The organism is Cohnella hongkongensis, from assembly GCF_042654645.1.
Classification (GTDB): Bacteria; Bacillota; Bacilli; order Paenibacillales; family Paenibacillaceae; genus Cohnella; species Cohnella hongkongensis.
Window position 1 is genome coordinate 182,630 of record NZ_JBHSEP010000007.1, and the last position, 14,289, is coordinate 196,918.

Annotated in this window: 14 protein-coding genes; all 14 read left to right on the plus strand. The window is 58.6% G+C overall.

Going from position 1 to position 14,289, the window contains the following annotated elements; genetic code table 11:
* The first annotated feature begins 90 nt into the window (after positions 1-90).
* The 14 genes from rimP to dut all read left to right on the plus strand — a co-directional run bounded on the left by rimP (position 91) and on the right by dut (position 14,264).
* Positions 91-552: a ribosome maturation factor RimP gene (gene rimP, locus ACFO3S_RS12085; RefSeq protein WP_378095893.1), complete on the plus strand. Its 462-nt coding sequence runs from the start codon at positions 91-93 to the stop codon at positions 550-552.
* A 70-nt stretch (positions 553-622) separates the two neighbouring features.
* The gene (nusA, locus tag ACFO3S_RS12090; protein WP_378095895.1) at positions 623-1,720 is read left to right on the plus strand and encodes a transcription termination factor NusA; all 1,098 of its coding nucleotides are present in this window, start codon (positions 623-625) and stop codon (positions 1,718-1,720) included.
* Between the two features lie 11 nt (positions 1,721-1,731).
* Positions 1,732-2,049, plus strand: coding sequence for an RNase P modulator RnpM (rnpM, locus tag ACFO3S_RS12095; RefSeq protein WP_378095898.1), 318 nt, complete (start codon positions 1,732-1,734; stop codon positions 2,047-2,049).
* Positions 2,033-2,365 carry a YlxQ family RNA-binding protein gene (locus ACFO3S_RS12100; RefSeq protein ID WP_378095901.1) on the plus strand — a complete coding sequence of 111 codons (333 nt, stop codon included), beginning with the start codon at positions 2,033-2,035 and terminating at the stop codon, positions 2,363-2,365. The genes rnpM and ACFO3S_RS12100 overlap by 17 nt, the downstream gene beginning before the upstream one ends.
* Positions 2,358-5,261 (plus strand): translation initiation factor IF-2, encoded by a 2,904-nt coding sequence (gene infB / locus ACFO3S_RS12105; protein ID WP_378095904.1) that lies wholly within the window; start codon positions 2,358-2,360, stop codon positions 5,259-5,261. The genes ACFO3S_RS12100 and infB overlap by 8 nt, the downstream gene beginning before the upstream one ends.
* 30 nt (positions 5,262-5,291) lie before the next feature.
* Positions 5,292-5,648, plus strand: a complete 357-nt coding sequence (gene rbfA, locus ACFO3S_RS12110) for a 30S ribosome-binding factor RbfA (protein WP_378095907.1) — start codon at positions 5,292-5,294, stop codon at positions 5,646-5,648.
* A gap of 22 nt (positions 5,649-5,670) precedes the next feature.
* Positions 5,671-6,669 (plus strand): DHH family phosphoesterase, encoded by a 999-nt coding sequence (locus ACFO3S_RS12115; protein WP_378095910.1) that lies wholly within the window; start codon positions 5,671-5,673, stop codon positions 6,667-6,669.
* Entirely contained in the window at positions 6,666-7,625 is a 960-nt protein-coding gene (truB, locus tag ACFO3S_RS12120) for a tRNA pseudouridine(55) synthase TruB (protein ID WP_378095912.1), read from the plus strand. The genes ACFO3S_RS12115 and truB overlap by 4 nt, the downstream gene beginning before the upstream one ends.
* Before the next feature lie 15 nt (positions 7,626-7,640).
* On the plus strand, positions 7,641-8,621 hold the full coding sequence (locus tag ACFO3S_RS12125) for a bifunctional riboflavin kinase/FAD synthetase (protein WP_378095915.1): 981 nt from the start codon (positions 7,641-7,643) through the stop codon (positions 8,619-8,621).
* Positions 8,622-8,776: 155 nt separating this feature from the next.
* Positions 8,777-9,046, plus strand: a complete 270-nt coding sequence (gene rpsO / locus ACFO3S_RS12130) for a 30S ribosomal protein S15 (protein WP_378095918.1) — start codon at positions 8,777-8,779, stop codon at positions 9,044-9,046.
* A 210-nt stretch (positions 9,047-9,256) separates the two neighbouring features.
* The gene (locus ACFO3S_RS12135) at positions 9,257-11,356 is read left to right on the plus strand and encodes a polyribonucleotide nucleotidyltransferase (protein ID WP_378095921.1); all 2,100 of its coding nucleotides are present in this window, start codon (positions 9,257-9,259) and stop codon (positions 11,354-11,356) included.
* A gap of 160 nt (positions 11,357-11,516) precedes the next feature.
* Complete coding sequence (locus ACFO3S_RS12140; protein ID WP_378095924.1) at positions 11,517-12,512, plus strand: polysaccharide deacetylase family protein; 996 nt, start codon at positions 11,517-11,519, stop codon at positions 12,510-12,512.
* Between the two features lie 65 nt (positions 12,513-12,577).
* On the plus strand, positions 12,578-13,858 hold the full coding sequence (locus ACFO3S_RS12145) for a M16 family metallopeptidase (RefSeq protein WP_378095926.1): 1,281 nt from the start codon (positions 12,578-12,580) through the stop codon (positions 13,856-13,858).
* Entirely contained in the window at positions 13,821-14,264 is a 444-nt protein-coding gene (gene dut / locus ACFO3S_RS12150; protein ID WP_378095929.1) for a dUTP diphosphatase, read from the plus strand. The genes ACFO3S_RS12145 and dut overlap by 38 nt, the downstream gene beginning before the upstream one ends.
* The last annotated feature ends 25 nt before the right edge of the window (positions 14,265-14,289 follow it).

Here is a 14,289-nt window from a genome sequence, read left to right on the forward strand (position 1 = left end):
CACTCTTTCCGTTTTGTCTGCGGACCTTTAGGGCTGCGAAGGCATGCCGGGCTGCGGTCATCCATTTGAAACATCGGGAGGTATACCTTATTGAATTCACCGCAAATCAAATCCATCGTGGAAAACTGCGCGGCCTCCTATTTGGAGGACAACGGGTTGGAGCTGGTGGACGTGGAATACGTGAAAGAGGGAAGCAACTGGTTTTTGCGTATTTTCGTGGATAAGGAAGGCGGCATCGACATCGACGATTGCGGCCGTTTCTCCGAATTCATTAGCGTAAAGCTGGATGAACTGGACCCGATCGAGGACGCGTATTTCCTGGAGGTCAGCTCGCCTGGCGCGGAGCGTCCGCTCAAGAAAGCGGAGGACGTCGCGAAGGCGGTCGGCAAGCACGTGTTCGTGACGACGTACGAGAAGATCGGCGGAGCCAAGGAGTTTGAAGGACGTCTGGAGGAATTCGACGGCACGACGCTTGTCGTGACGGTCGGAAGCCGCAAGCAGTCGATCCCTTACGATAAAGTGGCTTCCGCAAGGTTGGCCATCGTTTTCTAATTATTAACGAAGGCGCGGACGGCGGCGGCAAGCTGCGGCAGACGCGTATATGAGGAGGAATTAGGTAGCCATGAGCATGGAGTTTATCGAGGCGCTGTCCGAAATCGAGCGAGAGAAGGGCATCAGTAAAGATGTTCTGATCGAAGCTATCGAAGCGGCACTTATCTCCAGCTACAAACGTAACTTTAATACAGCACAGAATGTTCGCGTCGACATTAACCGGGTAACGGGTCTGATTAAAGTGTATGCCCGCAAGACGATCGTGGAGGAAGTGCTGGACCCCCGCTTGGAAATTTCGCTGGAGGCGGCCAGAGCGATTAATCCGCACTATCAGATCGAGGACATCGCCGAGATCGAAGTGACGCCTCGCGATTTTGGACGGATCGCGGCGCAGACGGCGAAGCAGGTCGTTACGCAGCGCATCCGCGAAGCGGAGCGCGGCCTGATCTATCACGCGTTCGTCGACAAGGAGCAGGACATCGTTACGGGAATCGTGCAGCGAATGGATCTGCGCAACCTGTACGTCGATCTCGGCAAGGTCGAAGCGGCGCTGCCGCTGACCGAGCTGATGCCGACCGACAAGTTCAAGCAGGGCGACCGCGTCAAATCCTTCATTACGAAGGTGGAAAATACGAGCAAGGGCCCGCAGATCATTTTGTCGCGCACCCATCCGGGGCTGCTGAAGCGGCTGTTCGAGCTCGAGGTTCCCGAGATTTTCGACGGCACCGTCGAGATTCGCTCGGTGGCGCGAGAGGCGGGCTTCCGCTCGAAGATCGCCGTATACTCCCGCAACGAGGAGGTCGATCCGGTCGGCTCCTGCGTCGGGCAGCGCGGCACTCGGGTTCAATCGATCGTCACCGAGCTGAAGGGCGAGAAGATCGACATCGTCCGCTGGTCCGAAGCGATCGACGAGTACGTGGCGAACGCCCTCAGCCCTTCCAAAGTGCTGGAGGTGATCGTCTTCGAAGCGGAGAAAATGGCGCGCGTCATCGTGCCGGACTATCAGCTTTCCCTCGCGATCGGCATTAAGGGCCAGAACGCTCGTTTGGCTGCGAAGCTGACCGGTTGGAAAATCGACATCAAGAGCGAGACGCAGGCGGAGCAGGAATACGGACGTCCGAAGTCGACCGGGGCTACGATGCATCAGGACAGCGTATCCATCGACTGAGGGGGATGGCCGTGAGAACGAGGAAAATTCCGCAGCGCAAATGCGTCGCCTGCCAGGAAATGATGGCGAAGAAGGAGCTGATCCGGATCGTGCGCTCTCCCGAAGGGGAGATTCATATCGATCTGACCGGCAAGAAGCCGGGACGCGGAGCCTATCTGTGCGGCAAGGTGGCGTGCTTCCGGCTGGCGAAGAAGTCCAAAGCTTTCGAGCGGGCCTTGAAGACGCCGGTAAGCGCCGATATCTACGATCGCCTGGAGGCCGACTTCATTCAAGTCGAAGAGGAGTTCCAGACGAGCAAGGAGCTGGCGGACGATGAAGACGGCGAATAAGGCGTTGTCGCGGCTCGGTCTGGCGACGAGAGCAGGCAAGCTGATCAGCGGGGAAGAAGTCGTGCTCAAGGCGATTAGATCGGGCGAGGCCAAGCTGGTGATCTTGGCCGGAGACGCTTCGGAGAATACGAGGAAGAAAATCAAGGATAAATGCAGCAGTTACGATGTGCCATTGCTAGTCGGTTTTACGCGGTTCGAACTGGGGTCGGCCGTAGGCAAACCCGAACGCGTTCTGTTCGCGGTAACGGATCGGGGCTTTGCCGATATGCTGTCCGCCGGTTGGAATCAACACTCGGAGGTGGAGAATATTGAGTAAACAAGATCAAACGGATAACAAAGATAAGCTTAGGGTTTACGAATACGCGAAGCAGCTCAACATGAGCAGTAAGGAAGTCATTACGATTCTCAAAAGAATGAACATGCCCGTCAACAACCATATGAGCGTGATGGAAGACGGCATGACGAACGCGGTGGAGAAGTTCTTCCGCGACGTTAAAGCGAACGCGGCTGCGAAAATGGCCCAAGCCTCGGCGAAGCCTGCGGCCGCTCCGGAGCGGGAACGCCGTCCTCAAGCGGTCGGGCAGGCGGCTTCCGGCGCGCAGCAGCAGTCTCGTCCGGCGCCTCAGCAGGCACCGTCGTCCGCGGCGCCGGAGTCGGCTCCGGCGGCAAGCGCCGGAGCGTCTTCGACGCAGCCCGCCTCGCGTCCGCAAGGGCAAGGCGGCCGCCCGCAGGGCGGAGGCCAGGGCGGCAGCGGCGGCCGGGACGGCAATCGCCCGCAGGGCGGAGGCCAGGGAGGCTACGGCAACCGGGACGGCAATCGTCCGCAGGGCGGAGGCCAGGGAGGCTACGGCAACCGGGACGGCAATCGTCCGCAAGGCGGAGGCCAAGGCGGCTACGGCAACCGGGACGGCAATCGTCCGCAAGGCGGAGGTCAGGGAGGCTACGGCAACCGGGACGGCAACCGTCCGCAAGGCGGAGGCCAAGGCGGCTACGGCAACCGTCCGCAAGGTGGCGGAGGCCAAGGCGGTCCCGGCAGCCGTCCGCAGGGCGGCGGAGGCCAAGGCGGTCCCGGCAGCCGTCCGCAAGGCGGCGGAGGCCAAGGCGGCTACGGCAACCGTCCGCAGGGCGGCGGAGGCCAAGGCGGTTACGGCAACCGTCCGCAGGGCGGATCGGGAGGTTCGGCGGCTGCCCGTCCGGGTTCAGGCGCCGGCGCAGGGCGCAGCCCCGCTCCGGCAGCCGCGAGCGCCAGAGGCGGCCGTCCCGGCGACAGCGGGCGTCCGGCCGGACGCGACGGCAAAGCGCGTACGGGAGACGACTTCAACCGCAACGGCGGTCCGGGCGGCAAGCGGAAGGACAGCCGGTTCGACGACGGCAGATCGAGCTTCAAGAGCGGCAGAGGCAAGGGCGGCAAAAACGGCCGCAAGAACAACAACCAGCCTCCGCGCGAGAAAATCGACAATACGCCTAAAAAGGTCATCGTCCGCGGAAACATGACGGTCGGCGAGCTGGCGAAGCTGCTTCATAAGGACGCCTCCGAAGTGATCAAGAAGCTGCTGATGATGGGCGTGATGGCCACGATCAATCAGGATCTGGACCTCGACACCGTTCTGCTCGTCATTTCCGAGTACGGCGTCGAAGCCGAGGTGAAAATCGTCGTCGAGGATACGCAGTTCGAGACGATTGAAGAGAACGACGATCCGGACGATCTCGTCACTCGTCCTCCGGTCGTGACGATCATGGGCCACGTCGACCACGGCAAAACGACGCTGCTCGACGCGATTCGCGAGACGAAGGTCGCCAGCGGAGAGGCCGGCGGAATTACGCAGCATATCGGCGCCTATCAAGTCGAAATCAACGGCAAGAAAATTACGTTCCTCGATACGCCGGGCCACGAAGCGTTCACGACGATGCGTGCCCGAGGAGCGCAGGTTACCGATATTACGATTCTGGTCGTCGCGGCGGACGACGGCGTCATGCCGCAGACGGTCGAGGCGATCGCTCACGCGAAAGCGGCCAACGTGCCGATTATCGTCGCGGTTAACAAGATCGACAAGCCGAGCGCCAACCCCGACAAGGTCAAGCAAGAGCTGACCGAGTACGGCCTTGTGCAAGAGGAATGGGGCGGAGACACGATTTTCGTCGAAGTGTCCGCCAAGCAGCGGCTGAACCTGGACGGCTTGCTGGAGATGATTTTGCTTGTCGCCGAGGTGAACGATTACAAGGCGAATCCGGATAAACGGGCGCGTGGCACCGTTATGGAAGCCGAGCTGGACAAAGGCAAGGGCCCGGTAGCCCGCATTCTCGTCCAGAACGGTACGCTGAAGGTTGGCGACGCGTTCGTCGCGGGCGACTGCTTCGGCCGGATTCGGGCGATGACGAACGATCGCGGACGCCGGATCAAGGAGGCGGGACCGTCGACGCCGGTGGAAATTACCGGATTGACGGAGGTGCCGCAGGCCGGCGATCCGTTCATGGTGTTCGAGGACGAGCGCAAGGCGCGGGAAATTTCCGAGAAGCGTTCGATCAAAACCCGCCAATCGCAGATGAAGGCGAACCAGGCGGTAACGCTGGAGGATCTGTTCAGCAAAATCAAGGAAGGCGATATGAAGGAACTGAACGTCATTCTCAAGGCCGACGTTCAAGGCTCCCTGGAAGCTCTTCGGGGCTCGTTGGAGAAAATCGACATCGAAGGCGTTCGCGTGCGTACGATCTACAGCGGCGTAGGCGCGGTGACGGAGTCCGATATTATTTTGGCGTCGGCATCGTCGGCGATCGTAATCGGCTTTAACGTGCGTCCGGAGCCTCGCGCGCAAGCGATCGCCGAGCAGGAGAAGGTCGACGTTCGTCTGCATTCGATTATTTACAAGGTGATCGAAGAGATCGAACACGCCATGAAAGGGATGCTCGATCCGGTGTTCAAGGAGAAGGTCGTCGGACATGCGGAAGTTCGCGAGACGTTCAAGGTGACGAAGGTCGGCACGATCGCCGGCTGCATGGTCCTCGACGGCAAAATCGTCCGCAATGCGGAAGCGCGCCTGACGCGCGGCGGCATCGTCGTCTACACCGGCAAAATCGATTCTCTCAAGCGGTTCAAGGATGACGCGAAGGAAGTATCGGAAGGCTATGAGTGCGGAATTACGCTGGATAAGTTCAATGACATTCAACAAGGCGACATTATTGAAGCCTTCGTCATGGAGACCGTCGAGCGCTAATCCCAGCAGCATGCGAAGGTGGGATTGTGAATGGCCAAATTTCGAGTCGGACGGGTCGGCGAGCAAATCAAGAAAGAAATCAGCCAGATCATACAGACGGAGCTGAAGGACCCGCGCATCGGTTTTATAACGGTCACGGGCGTGGATTTGACGAACGACCTTTCGTTGGCCAGAGTGTATTTAAGCATTCTGGGCAGCGACGAGCAGAAGGAAGAGACGCTCAAGGCGCTCGGACGCGCGAACGGGTTTTTGCGTTCGGAACTGGGACGGCGGGTGAAGCTTCGTCACACGCCGGCGATCGAGTTCCGTTTCGACAGCTCTATCGCGTACGGCAGCCACATCGAGGAGCTGCTGCAGCAAGTCAATCAACAAGCTTTGGAGCCGTAAAGTTCGCAGGGAGGGAACCGGCATGTGGACCGAACAATTGAAGGAAGCGGCCGCTTTCATTCGCGACAGAGACGACTTCCTGATCGTTTCTCACGTGCAGCCCGACGGCGATGCGATTAGCTCGACAGTGACCGTAGCCTGGCTGCTGGATAAGCTGGGCAAGCAGTATACGATGCTGAACGAGGGCCCCGTGCCCTCCCGGCTGCGGTTTCTGTGGAAGAGTTCGGAGATTCGTTCGATGGACGAAGCCGGTGCGGCGGACGGACAACCGCAGGCCAGAACGTATCGGAACGTCATCTGCGTCGACTGCGCCGATTACGCGCGAGTCGGGCGGACTGAGCAATGGTTCGCGCCGGACGCGGAGCTGCTCAACATCGATCATCACCCGACGAATAACGGCTTCGGTCGCGTGAATCTGATGAAGACCCATGCGGCCGCTACGGCCGAGATTTTGTTCGAGCTGCTGGACGAGCTCGGACTGGAGTTGGACACGGATGTAGCCACCGCGATCTATACCGGGCTGCTGACCGATACGGGAGGCTTCCGGTATTCGAGCACGTCTCCGCTCGTGATGGCGATGGCTTCGCGGCTTCTGCAAGCGGGCGTGAACGGTCCGGAGCTGGCGGAGCATCTGCTGGAGCGGATGACGCCCGGGCAGCTGCGCATTCTCCAGCGCGGCCTGTCCAGGCTTGAGTTAAGCGAGGACCAGCGGATCGCCTGGCTCTGGGTCACCTCCGACGATCTGGAGGATACGGGAGCGACGAACGAGGATCTCGAAGGTCTCGTCAACTATCCTCGCAATATCGAAGGCGTCGAAGTCGGTCTGCTTTTTAAGCAGAACGGAGAGCAGTCAGTGAAAGTCAGCATGAGATCGGCGGGGCGCGTGAACGTCGCGGAGGTGGCCCAAGCATTCGGCGGGGGCGGCCACGTTCGCGCGGCGGGATGCCGATTCGCGGAGCCGCTGGCGGAGACGATCCGCCAGGTGATCGGACAAGTGCGGAAAGCGTTGGATGCGCTATGAAGGACGGCAGCTCGACATGGGAAGGCGTGCTGGCGATCTGGAAGCCTGCTGGCTGGACGTCTCACGACGTTGTCGCCCGGGCGAGAAGATTGCTGCGAGAGCGCCGGATCGGCCATACGGGAACGCTGGATCCGTCGGTTACCGGCGTGCTTCCGTTATGCGTCGGCCGCGCGACCCGTCTGGTCGAATATTTGCAGGAAGCGCCCAAAACGTATCGCGCAAAGCTTAAATTCGGCATCGCGACCGATACGGAAGACTTGGACGGCGAAGTGATCGAGCGCAAGGACGCTACTCACCTGACGGAGCCGATGATCAGAGAGTCCGCGCTTTCCTTCGTCGGCGAGATCGATCAGATTCCACCGATGGTGTCGGCCGTCAAGGTGAACGGCAAGCGGTTGTACGAGCTGGCCCGGCAGGGCGTTACCGTCGAGCGGCAAGCTCGGCGGATCACGATTCATCGCTTGGAAGTCGAAGAGGTAACCGCCGGTGTAGACGAGCCTGAGCTGGCTTTTACGGTAACTTGCTCGAAAGGCACATACATCCGCACGTTGTGCGCGGACATCGGGCGGAAGCTGGGCGTGCCCGCCGTAATGGCCGAGCTCGTACGCACCGAAAGCGCAGGCATCGGGCAGGAGAGCTGTGTGACGCTTGAAGAGATTCCGGAGCTGCTTGAGCAGGGAGAGCTGGGGCGGAGGCTGTTGGCGGCAGACAAGCTGCTGACGCAGTTTCCCGCCGCCGTCGCTTCCGAGCCGGAATCGCGGCATCTGCTTCAGGGCAAAACCGTTCAGGCCGCCAAGCTGCAGCCGCCTCCCGACCGTCGCGGACTCTGGAAGCTTTATCGGTCGGACGGCGTTTTTCTCGGCTTGTTCTCGGTGGACGAGGCGGCGGAGCGGGTTCGTCCCGTGAAGGTGTTTCATCCGTCGGAAGATCGGCCAAACGACAGTCAGTCCGACTAAGCAGGAGGGCATCAGGTGGAACGGATTCATTTATCAGTTGCGAATGTAACGGGGGGGCTTGCGCAAGCCGCGGAGAGGAAAGGCCTTTCGCTTGCGATCGGCTTCTTCGACGGCGTGCACCTGGGACATCAGGAAGTCATTCGCCGGGCCGTCGCGTCGGCGCGGGAGCAGGATCTGGTTTCGGCCGTCATGACGTTCGATCCGCATCCGCGGGTCGTTCTCGGCCACGGCTCGCAGTACGACGGGGTGCTGACTCCGTTGGAGGACAAGCTGGGGCTGTTCGCCGAACTGGGCGTGGACGCAGCCTACGTCATTCGGTTCGACCGCGAATTCTCCGAGGTAACCGCAGAGCGATTCGTTCAGTCGCTGATTGTGCCTCTCGGCGTCCGGACGGTCACGGTCGGGTTCGATTTCTCGTTCGGACATCGCGGACAGGGCAATGCCGAAGCGCTGAAAGAGTTCGGAGGCGGAGGGCTGCAGGTTCAAGTCGTCTCTCCGGTATTTCTGGACGACAGCAAGGTGAGCAGCACGCGGATTCGCCAGCGGCTGGAACAGGGCGAATGCGCCGAAGTGAAGCGGCTGACAGGCAGATCCTATCTCCTGAAAGGAACGGTCATTCACGGGGACGCGAGAGGCCGCCAGCTGGGCTACCCGACGGCCAATCTCCGGCTCGACCAGCCGTATGTCATTCCCCGTACCGGCGTCTACGCGGTCGAGATCGATGTGCTGTCGGAGGCGGGTACGGCGGAGAGCCGTCATAGCGGCGTGCTGAATATCGGCCATCGGCCTACCTTCGACGCCCCGGGAGGCGCGCTGAAGCTGGAGGCGCATCTGTTTGACTTCGACGGAGATTTATACGGCCGCCGGTTGGCGATGAGATTCCATTCGTTTCTCCGCGCGGAGAAGAAGTTCGAGTCAATCGATCAGCTGGTCGAGCAGATCGCAAGCGACTCGGCGCGAGCCCGCGAAATTTTCTCCGTAAAGGCGCGGGACTAATCCATTGTGTATCGGCTCTAAGTTGTGTTATACTATACAACGTTGTCGCGCAAGGCGGTCGCCTGCGCCGCGGCACGCAGAACCTTAGCTTGGCGAAGCGTTCTCACCGGCGCCAGCTCGGCTAACGGCGATTTCGAAGAAGGAGGTGAACAAGGATGGCATTGACTCAAGAACGCAAGCAAGAATTGATCGAAGAGCATAAGCTGCATGCAACGGACACCGGATCCCCGGAGGTTCAAATTGCTATCCTTACGCAGAACATCAACAATCTGACGGCACACTTCAGGGAGCACAAGAAAGATCATCACTCCCGTCGCGGTTTGCTCAAGATGGTTGGTCAACGTCGTAAGCTGCTGGCATACTTGAAAGAAAAAGATGTTAGCCGCTACAGCGCTCTGATTGCCAAATTGGGCCTGCGCCGTTAATTTGGATTCGCATGAAAGCAACCTGGCCGTGTCGTACGGGGCATACCGCCCTAACAGGCGCTCAGGTTGCTTTTTCCCTATATAGGAGCGGGGAAATCACGAAAAGACATGCCTAAGTTCCCGAGCGGCAGGAAATAATGGGAACAGTGTCGAAACTACATAGGATGCAAAGCGACGAGCAACAGCTCGCGCTTAAAGGAGGGAAATCGTTTGGAACAAAGCGTGGAAATGCAGCTGGGCGGTCGACCGTTTTCCTTGGAAACCGGGCGATTGGCGAAGCAAGCGAACGGCGCGGTCGTTGTGCGCTATGGCGAGACGGTCGTGCTGTCTACCGTGACGGCTTCCAGCGAGCCGAAGGATCTGGATTTCTTCCCGCTGACCGTCAATTATGAAGAGCGGTTGTATGCGGTGGGCAAAATTCCCGGAGGATTCATCAAACGGGAAGGGCGTCCGAGCGAGAAAGCGATATTAGCCAGCCGGCTGACGGACCGTCCGATTCGTCCGCTGTTCCCGGAAGGCTTCCGGAACGACGTTCAGATCGTCAATCTCGTGCTTAGCGTGGATCAGGACTGCTCTCCGGAAATCGCGGCGATGATCGGAACCTCCGCAGCGCTGTCAATCTCCAACGTTCCGTTCAGCGGACCGGTCGGAGGCGTTATCGTCGGAAGAATTAACGGACAGTTCATCGTGAATCCGACACAGGAGCAGGAAGAGATCAGCGACATGTACGTCGTCGTAGCGGGAACGCGCGACGCGATCATGATGGTCGAGGCGGAAGCCAACGAAGTTTCCGAGAGCGACATGCTGGAAGCGATCATGTTCGGTCACGACGAGATCAAGAAGATCGTCGATACGATCGACCGTCTGGTCGAGGTCGCCGGTCAGCCGAAGATGGAAGTCAAGCTGCACAGCGTCGATGCCGAAGTCGAAGCGGCGGTCAAGGCGTACGCGCAGGAAAGACTGGTCGAAGCGGTGCGCATCTCCGAGAAGCACGCGCGCCAAGACGCGATCGACGCGATTAACGGAGAGACCGTCGAGCACTTCTCCGAAGTGTATGGGGATGCTCCGGAGAAGCTCGGCGACGTGAAGGAAGTGCTGTACGACATCGTCAAGAACGAAGTCCGCCGGCTCATTACGCACGACAAGGTGCGTCCGGACGGCCGCGGGCTGTCGGAGATCCGCCCGATTTCTTCGGATATTTCCATTCTGCCGCGCACGCACGGCTCCGGGCTGTTTACGCGCGGACAGACGCAAGCGCTTAGCGTATGCACGCTCGGGCCGCTTGGAGAAGTTCAGATTCTCGACGGCATCAGCCCGCAGGAATCCAAGCGCTTCATGCATCATTACAACTTCCCGCCGTTTTCCGTCGGAGAAGCCCGTCCGCTCCGTCCGCCTGGACGCCGCGAGATCGGCCATGGCGCGCTGGGCGAACGCGCGCTGCTCAAGGTGCTTCCTTCGGAAGCGGAATTTCCGTATACGATCCGTCTCGTATCGGAGGTATTGGAATCGAACGGCTCCACCTCCCAAGCGAGCATCTGCGCCAGCACGTTGGCGATGATGGATGCGGGCGTCCCGATCAAAGCGCCGGTAGCCGGCGTTGCGATGGGATTAATTAAGGACGGACAGCATACGTCGATCCTGACCGATATCCAGGGGATGGAAGACCACCTTGGAGATATGGACTTTAAGGTGGCTGGGACGTCCGCCGGGATAACGGCAATCCAGATGGACATTAAAATCGACGGCATCGATCGCCAGATTTTGACCGAAGCGCTGGATCAGGCCAAAGAAGGCCGCCTGTTCATTCTCGGCAAAATGCTCGAGACGATCAAGGAGCCGCGCCAAGAGCTGAGCAAGTACGCGCCGAAAATTTTGTCTCTCAAGATCAACCCGGACAAAATCCGCGACGTTATCGGCTCCGGCGGCAAAATCATCAACAAAATCATCGAGGACACCGGCGTCAAAATCGATATCGAGCAGGACGGCACCGTGTACATCGCTTCGGCAGACGAAGCGGCGAACCAACGCGCCCGCGCCATTATCGAAGGCATCGTCCGGGAAGTCGTCGTCGGCGAAGTCTATACCGGAACGGTCAAGCGGATCGAGAAGTTCGGCTGCTTCGTGGAAATTTTGCCGAACAAGGACGGTCTGATCCATATCAGCCAGTTGGCCAACGAGCGCGTGGCGAAAGTCGAAGACGTGGTCAATATCGGCGACCAGATCGAGGTTAAGGTGACCGAGATCGACAACATGGGGCGGATCAACCTGTCGCGCAAAGCTTTGCTCAACTCCGAGCAAGTATCGGTATAAACGCATTCCCAACGAAATAAGATGGACAAAAGAGACTCCAATGCGAAGGTCTCTTTTTGTTTGCATAAATTGGCTGTTACTATGGGATGCTCACTCATAAAGACCGATTCCATGGCATAGGATGAAGGCAGGGAATCGGACAAGACGGGGTGAGCGAAACATGGCAAGGAAAATCCCGGTAGGGCTGCTGGCGGCGATGACGGCCAGTTTGGCTGCCGTACTGCTCGCGGGAACGTACGGCCCGATTCGACCGTTCGTGCAGACCGTGAAGCTGCAGGAGACCTCCATTACGGCGCTGACGGAAGACAAGCGGGAGGACGAGCTGCTGAGTTGGATCCGGTCGGAAGCGCCCAAGCGGAGTCAGCCGCCCATCAACGCGGTCATCGACCGGGTATGGAAAGCGATTCCCGGCTACGACGGACGAGTCGTGGACATTAAAGCCACGTATTTGAAGGCCAAGCTGCTCGGCTCCACGGCGAGCTCGGGGGACAGCTTTCCTTGGGTGTACAAGACGGTTAAACCGAAGGTCTCCTTGCAGGATTTGCCCGTTCAACCGATCTACAGGGGCAATGCCGCCAAACCGGCCGTCGGGCTAATGATCAACGTGGCGTGGGGAGACGAGTACTTGCCCGCCATTCTCGACGTCCTGAAGGAGCAGAACGTGAAGGCGACCTTTTTCTTCGATGGCACATGGCTGTCCAAAAATAGGGAAACGGCCCGGAAAATTATCGAACAGGGACACGAGGCTTCCAATCATGCGTATACGCATCCCGACATGAGCAAGCTCGGAGCCGAGCGACAAAGACAGGAGATCGGCAGAACGGAGCAGCTGTTGAAACAACTGGGCGTGAACAACGTCTGGTTCGCGCCGCCTTCCGGCTATTACAACGAGAATACGATCAAAGTCGCTGCGGAGTACGGACTTCGGACGGTGCTGTGGACGCTGGATACGATAGACTGGCAGAAGCCCGATCCGTCTTCCGTCGTCCTTAAGGTGTCGAGAAAGGTCGGACCGGGCGCCTTGATTTTGATGCATCCGACTTCCACGACGGCCGGTGCGCTGGAAGGAATGATCGCTGCGATCAAGACGAGGGGCTATTTTCCCGGAACCGTATCCGAGACGCTGTCTCCCGAACGTATCGATGTTCGGTTGTGACGAATGTCGGAATTTGTTATAGTGGTATCACTGTTCATTTACCATTAGCAAAGGGGGGAAGTCGAATGAACAAGTATACGCTGAAGAACGGTCTTCGCGTCATGATCGAATCGATTCCGACTTATCGTTCGGTTTCGTTCGGCATCTGGGTCAAGGCCGGTTCCCGATACGAGAATACCGATACGAACGGGATTTCCCATTTTATCGAACATATGCTGTTCAAAGGGACGAATCGTCACAACGCTAAAGATATCGCGGATCTCTTCGACGGCATCGGCGGCAATGTGAACGCCTTTACATCCAAAGAATATACGTGCTATTATGCCAAAGTGCTGGACCAGCATCTGCCGATCGCAGTCGACGTTCTGTCGGATATGTTTTTCGAATCCCAAATGGCCGAGGGCGAATTGGAGAAGGAGAAAAACGTTATCCTCGAAGAAATTGCCATGTACGAGGATACGCCGGACGATACGGTTCACGATCTGGCGTCCCGGGCCGCCTACCTCGACCATCCGCTCGCTTATTCCATATTGGGGACAGCCGAACGTCTCCAGCCGATGGGACCGGACCACTTGCGCCGATATATGAAGGATAGATATCGGATCGACAATACGGTGATCAGCATCGCCGGCAACGTCGGAGAGGAAGTGCTGGAGCTGCTGGAGCGGCATTTCGGGCGATTTGACGTCGTCGGCAAGGATCCGGCGATCGAGCCTCCGGTATTTCATTCTCAGTCGCTCTTTCATCGCAAGAAAACGGAACAGAACCATCTTTGTCTGACTTTTCCGGGTTATTCCAGCAAGGCGCCCAATCTGTATGCGATGATTCTTCTTAACAATACGATTGGCGGTGGAATGAGCTCGCGGCTGTTCCAGGAAGTTCGCGAGAAGCGCGGCTTGGCTTATTCGGTCTACTCCTACCATACCTCTTATGCGGACAGCGGCTTGTTTACCGTATATGCGGGAACTGCCCCCAAGCAGACGAAGGAAGTATACGATATTACGATGGACCTGCTTGGCGAGATCGCAGTGAAAGGGCTAAGCGAGGCCGAGCTGCATAGAGGCAAGGAACAGCTGAAGGGCAATTTGATCCTTAGCCTGGAAAGCACCAGCAGCCGCATGAATCGTTTGGGGAAAAACGAGCTGATGCTCGGGCGCCACTACACGCTTGACGAAATGCTGGCGCGCATCGATCAGGTCGAGCTGTCCGACTTAAATGAAATTATGGCTTCCATGATGGCTCAGCCCTGCGCGGTTGCGTTGGTCGGAGCCGATCATCAGGTATTGTCCGGAATCGGGAGGGAATTCATTGTATCCAATTCAACTGAAGCGACTGCCGGGAAATGAGGATGTCTCGCTGCCCCGCCAAATGTCCGAATGGGCGGCCGGCTTCGATCTGCATGCTGCAGTTGCGGACCCTGTCGTTCTGGCTCCGGGGGAGAGAGCGTTGATTCCGACCGGTTTCGCGATGGCGATGCCGAGAGAGCTGGAGGCGCAAATTCGGCCTCGCAGCGGTCTTGCCTATAAGCACGGTATTACTTGCTTGAATTCTCCCGGGACGATCGACGCCGATTATCGCGGTGAAGTGAAGGTTCTGCTTATTAACCTTGGGCAGGAGCCGTTCACGATTGAGCGCGGGGAGCGTATCGCCCAAATGGTGTTCCAGCGCGTTCCTCAAGTCGTTCTCGAAGAAGTGTCCGAGCTTTCCGACACCTCTCGCGGAGAAGGCGGCTTCGGCCATACCGGCAAGTAACGAATCGTTCTTTTCAGTTTCTTCA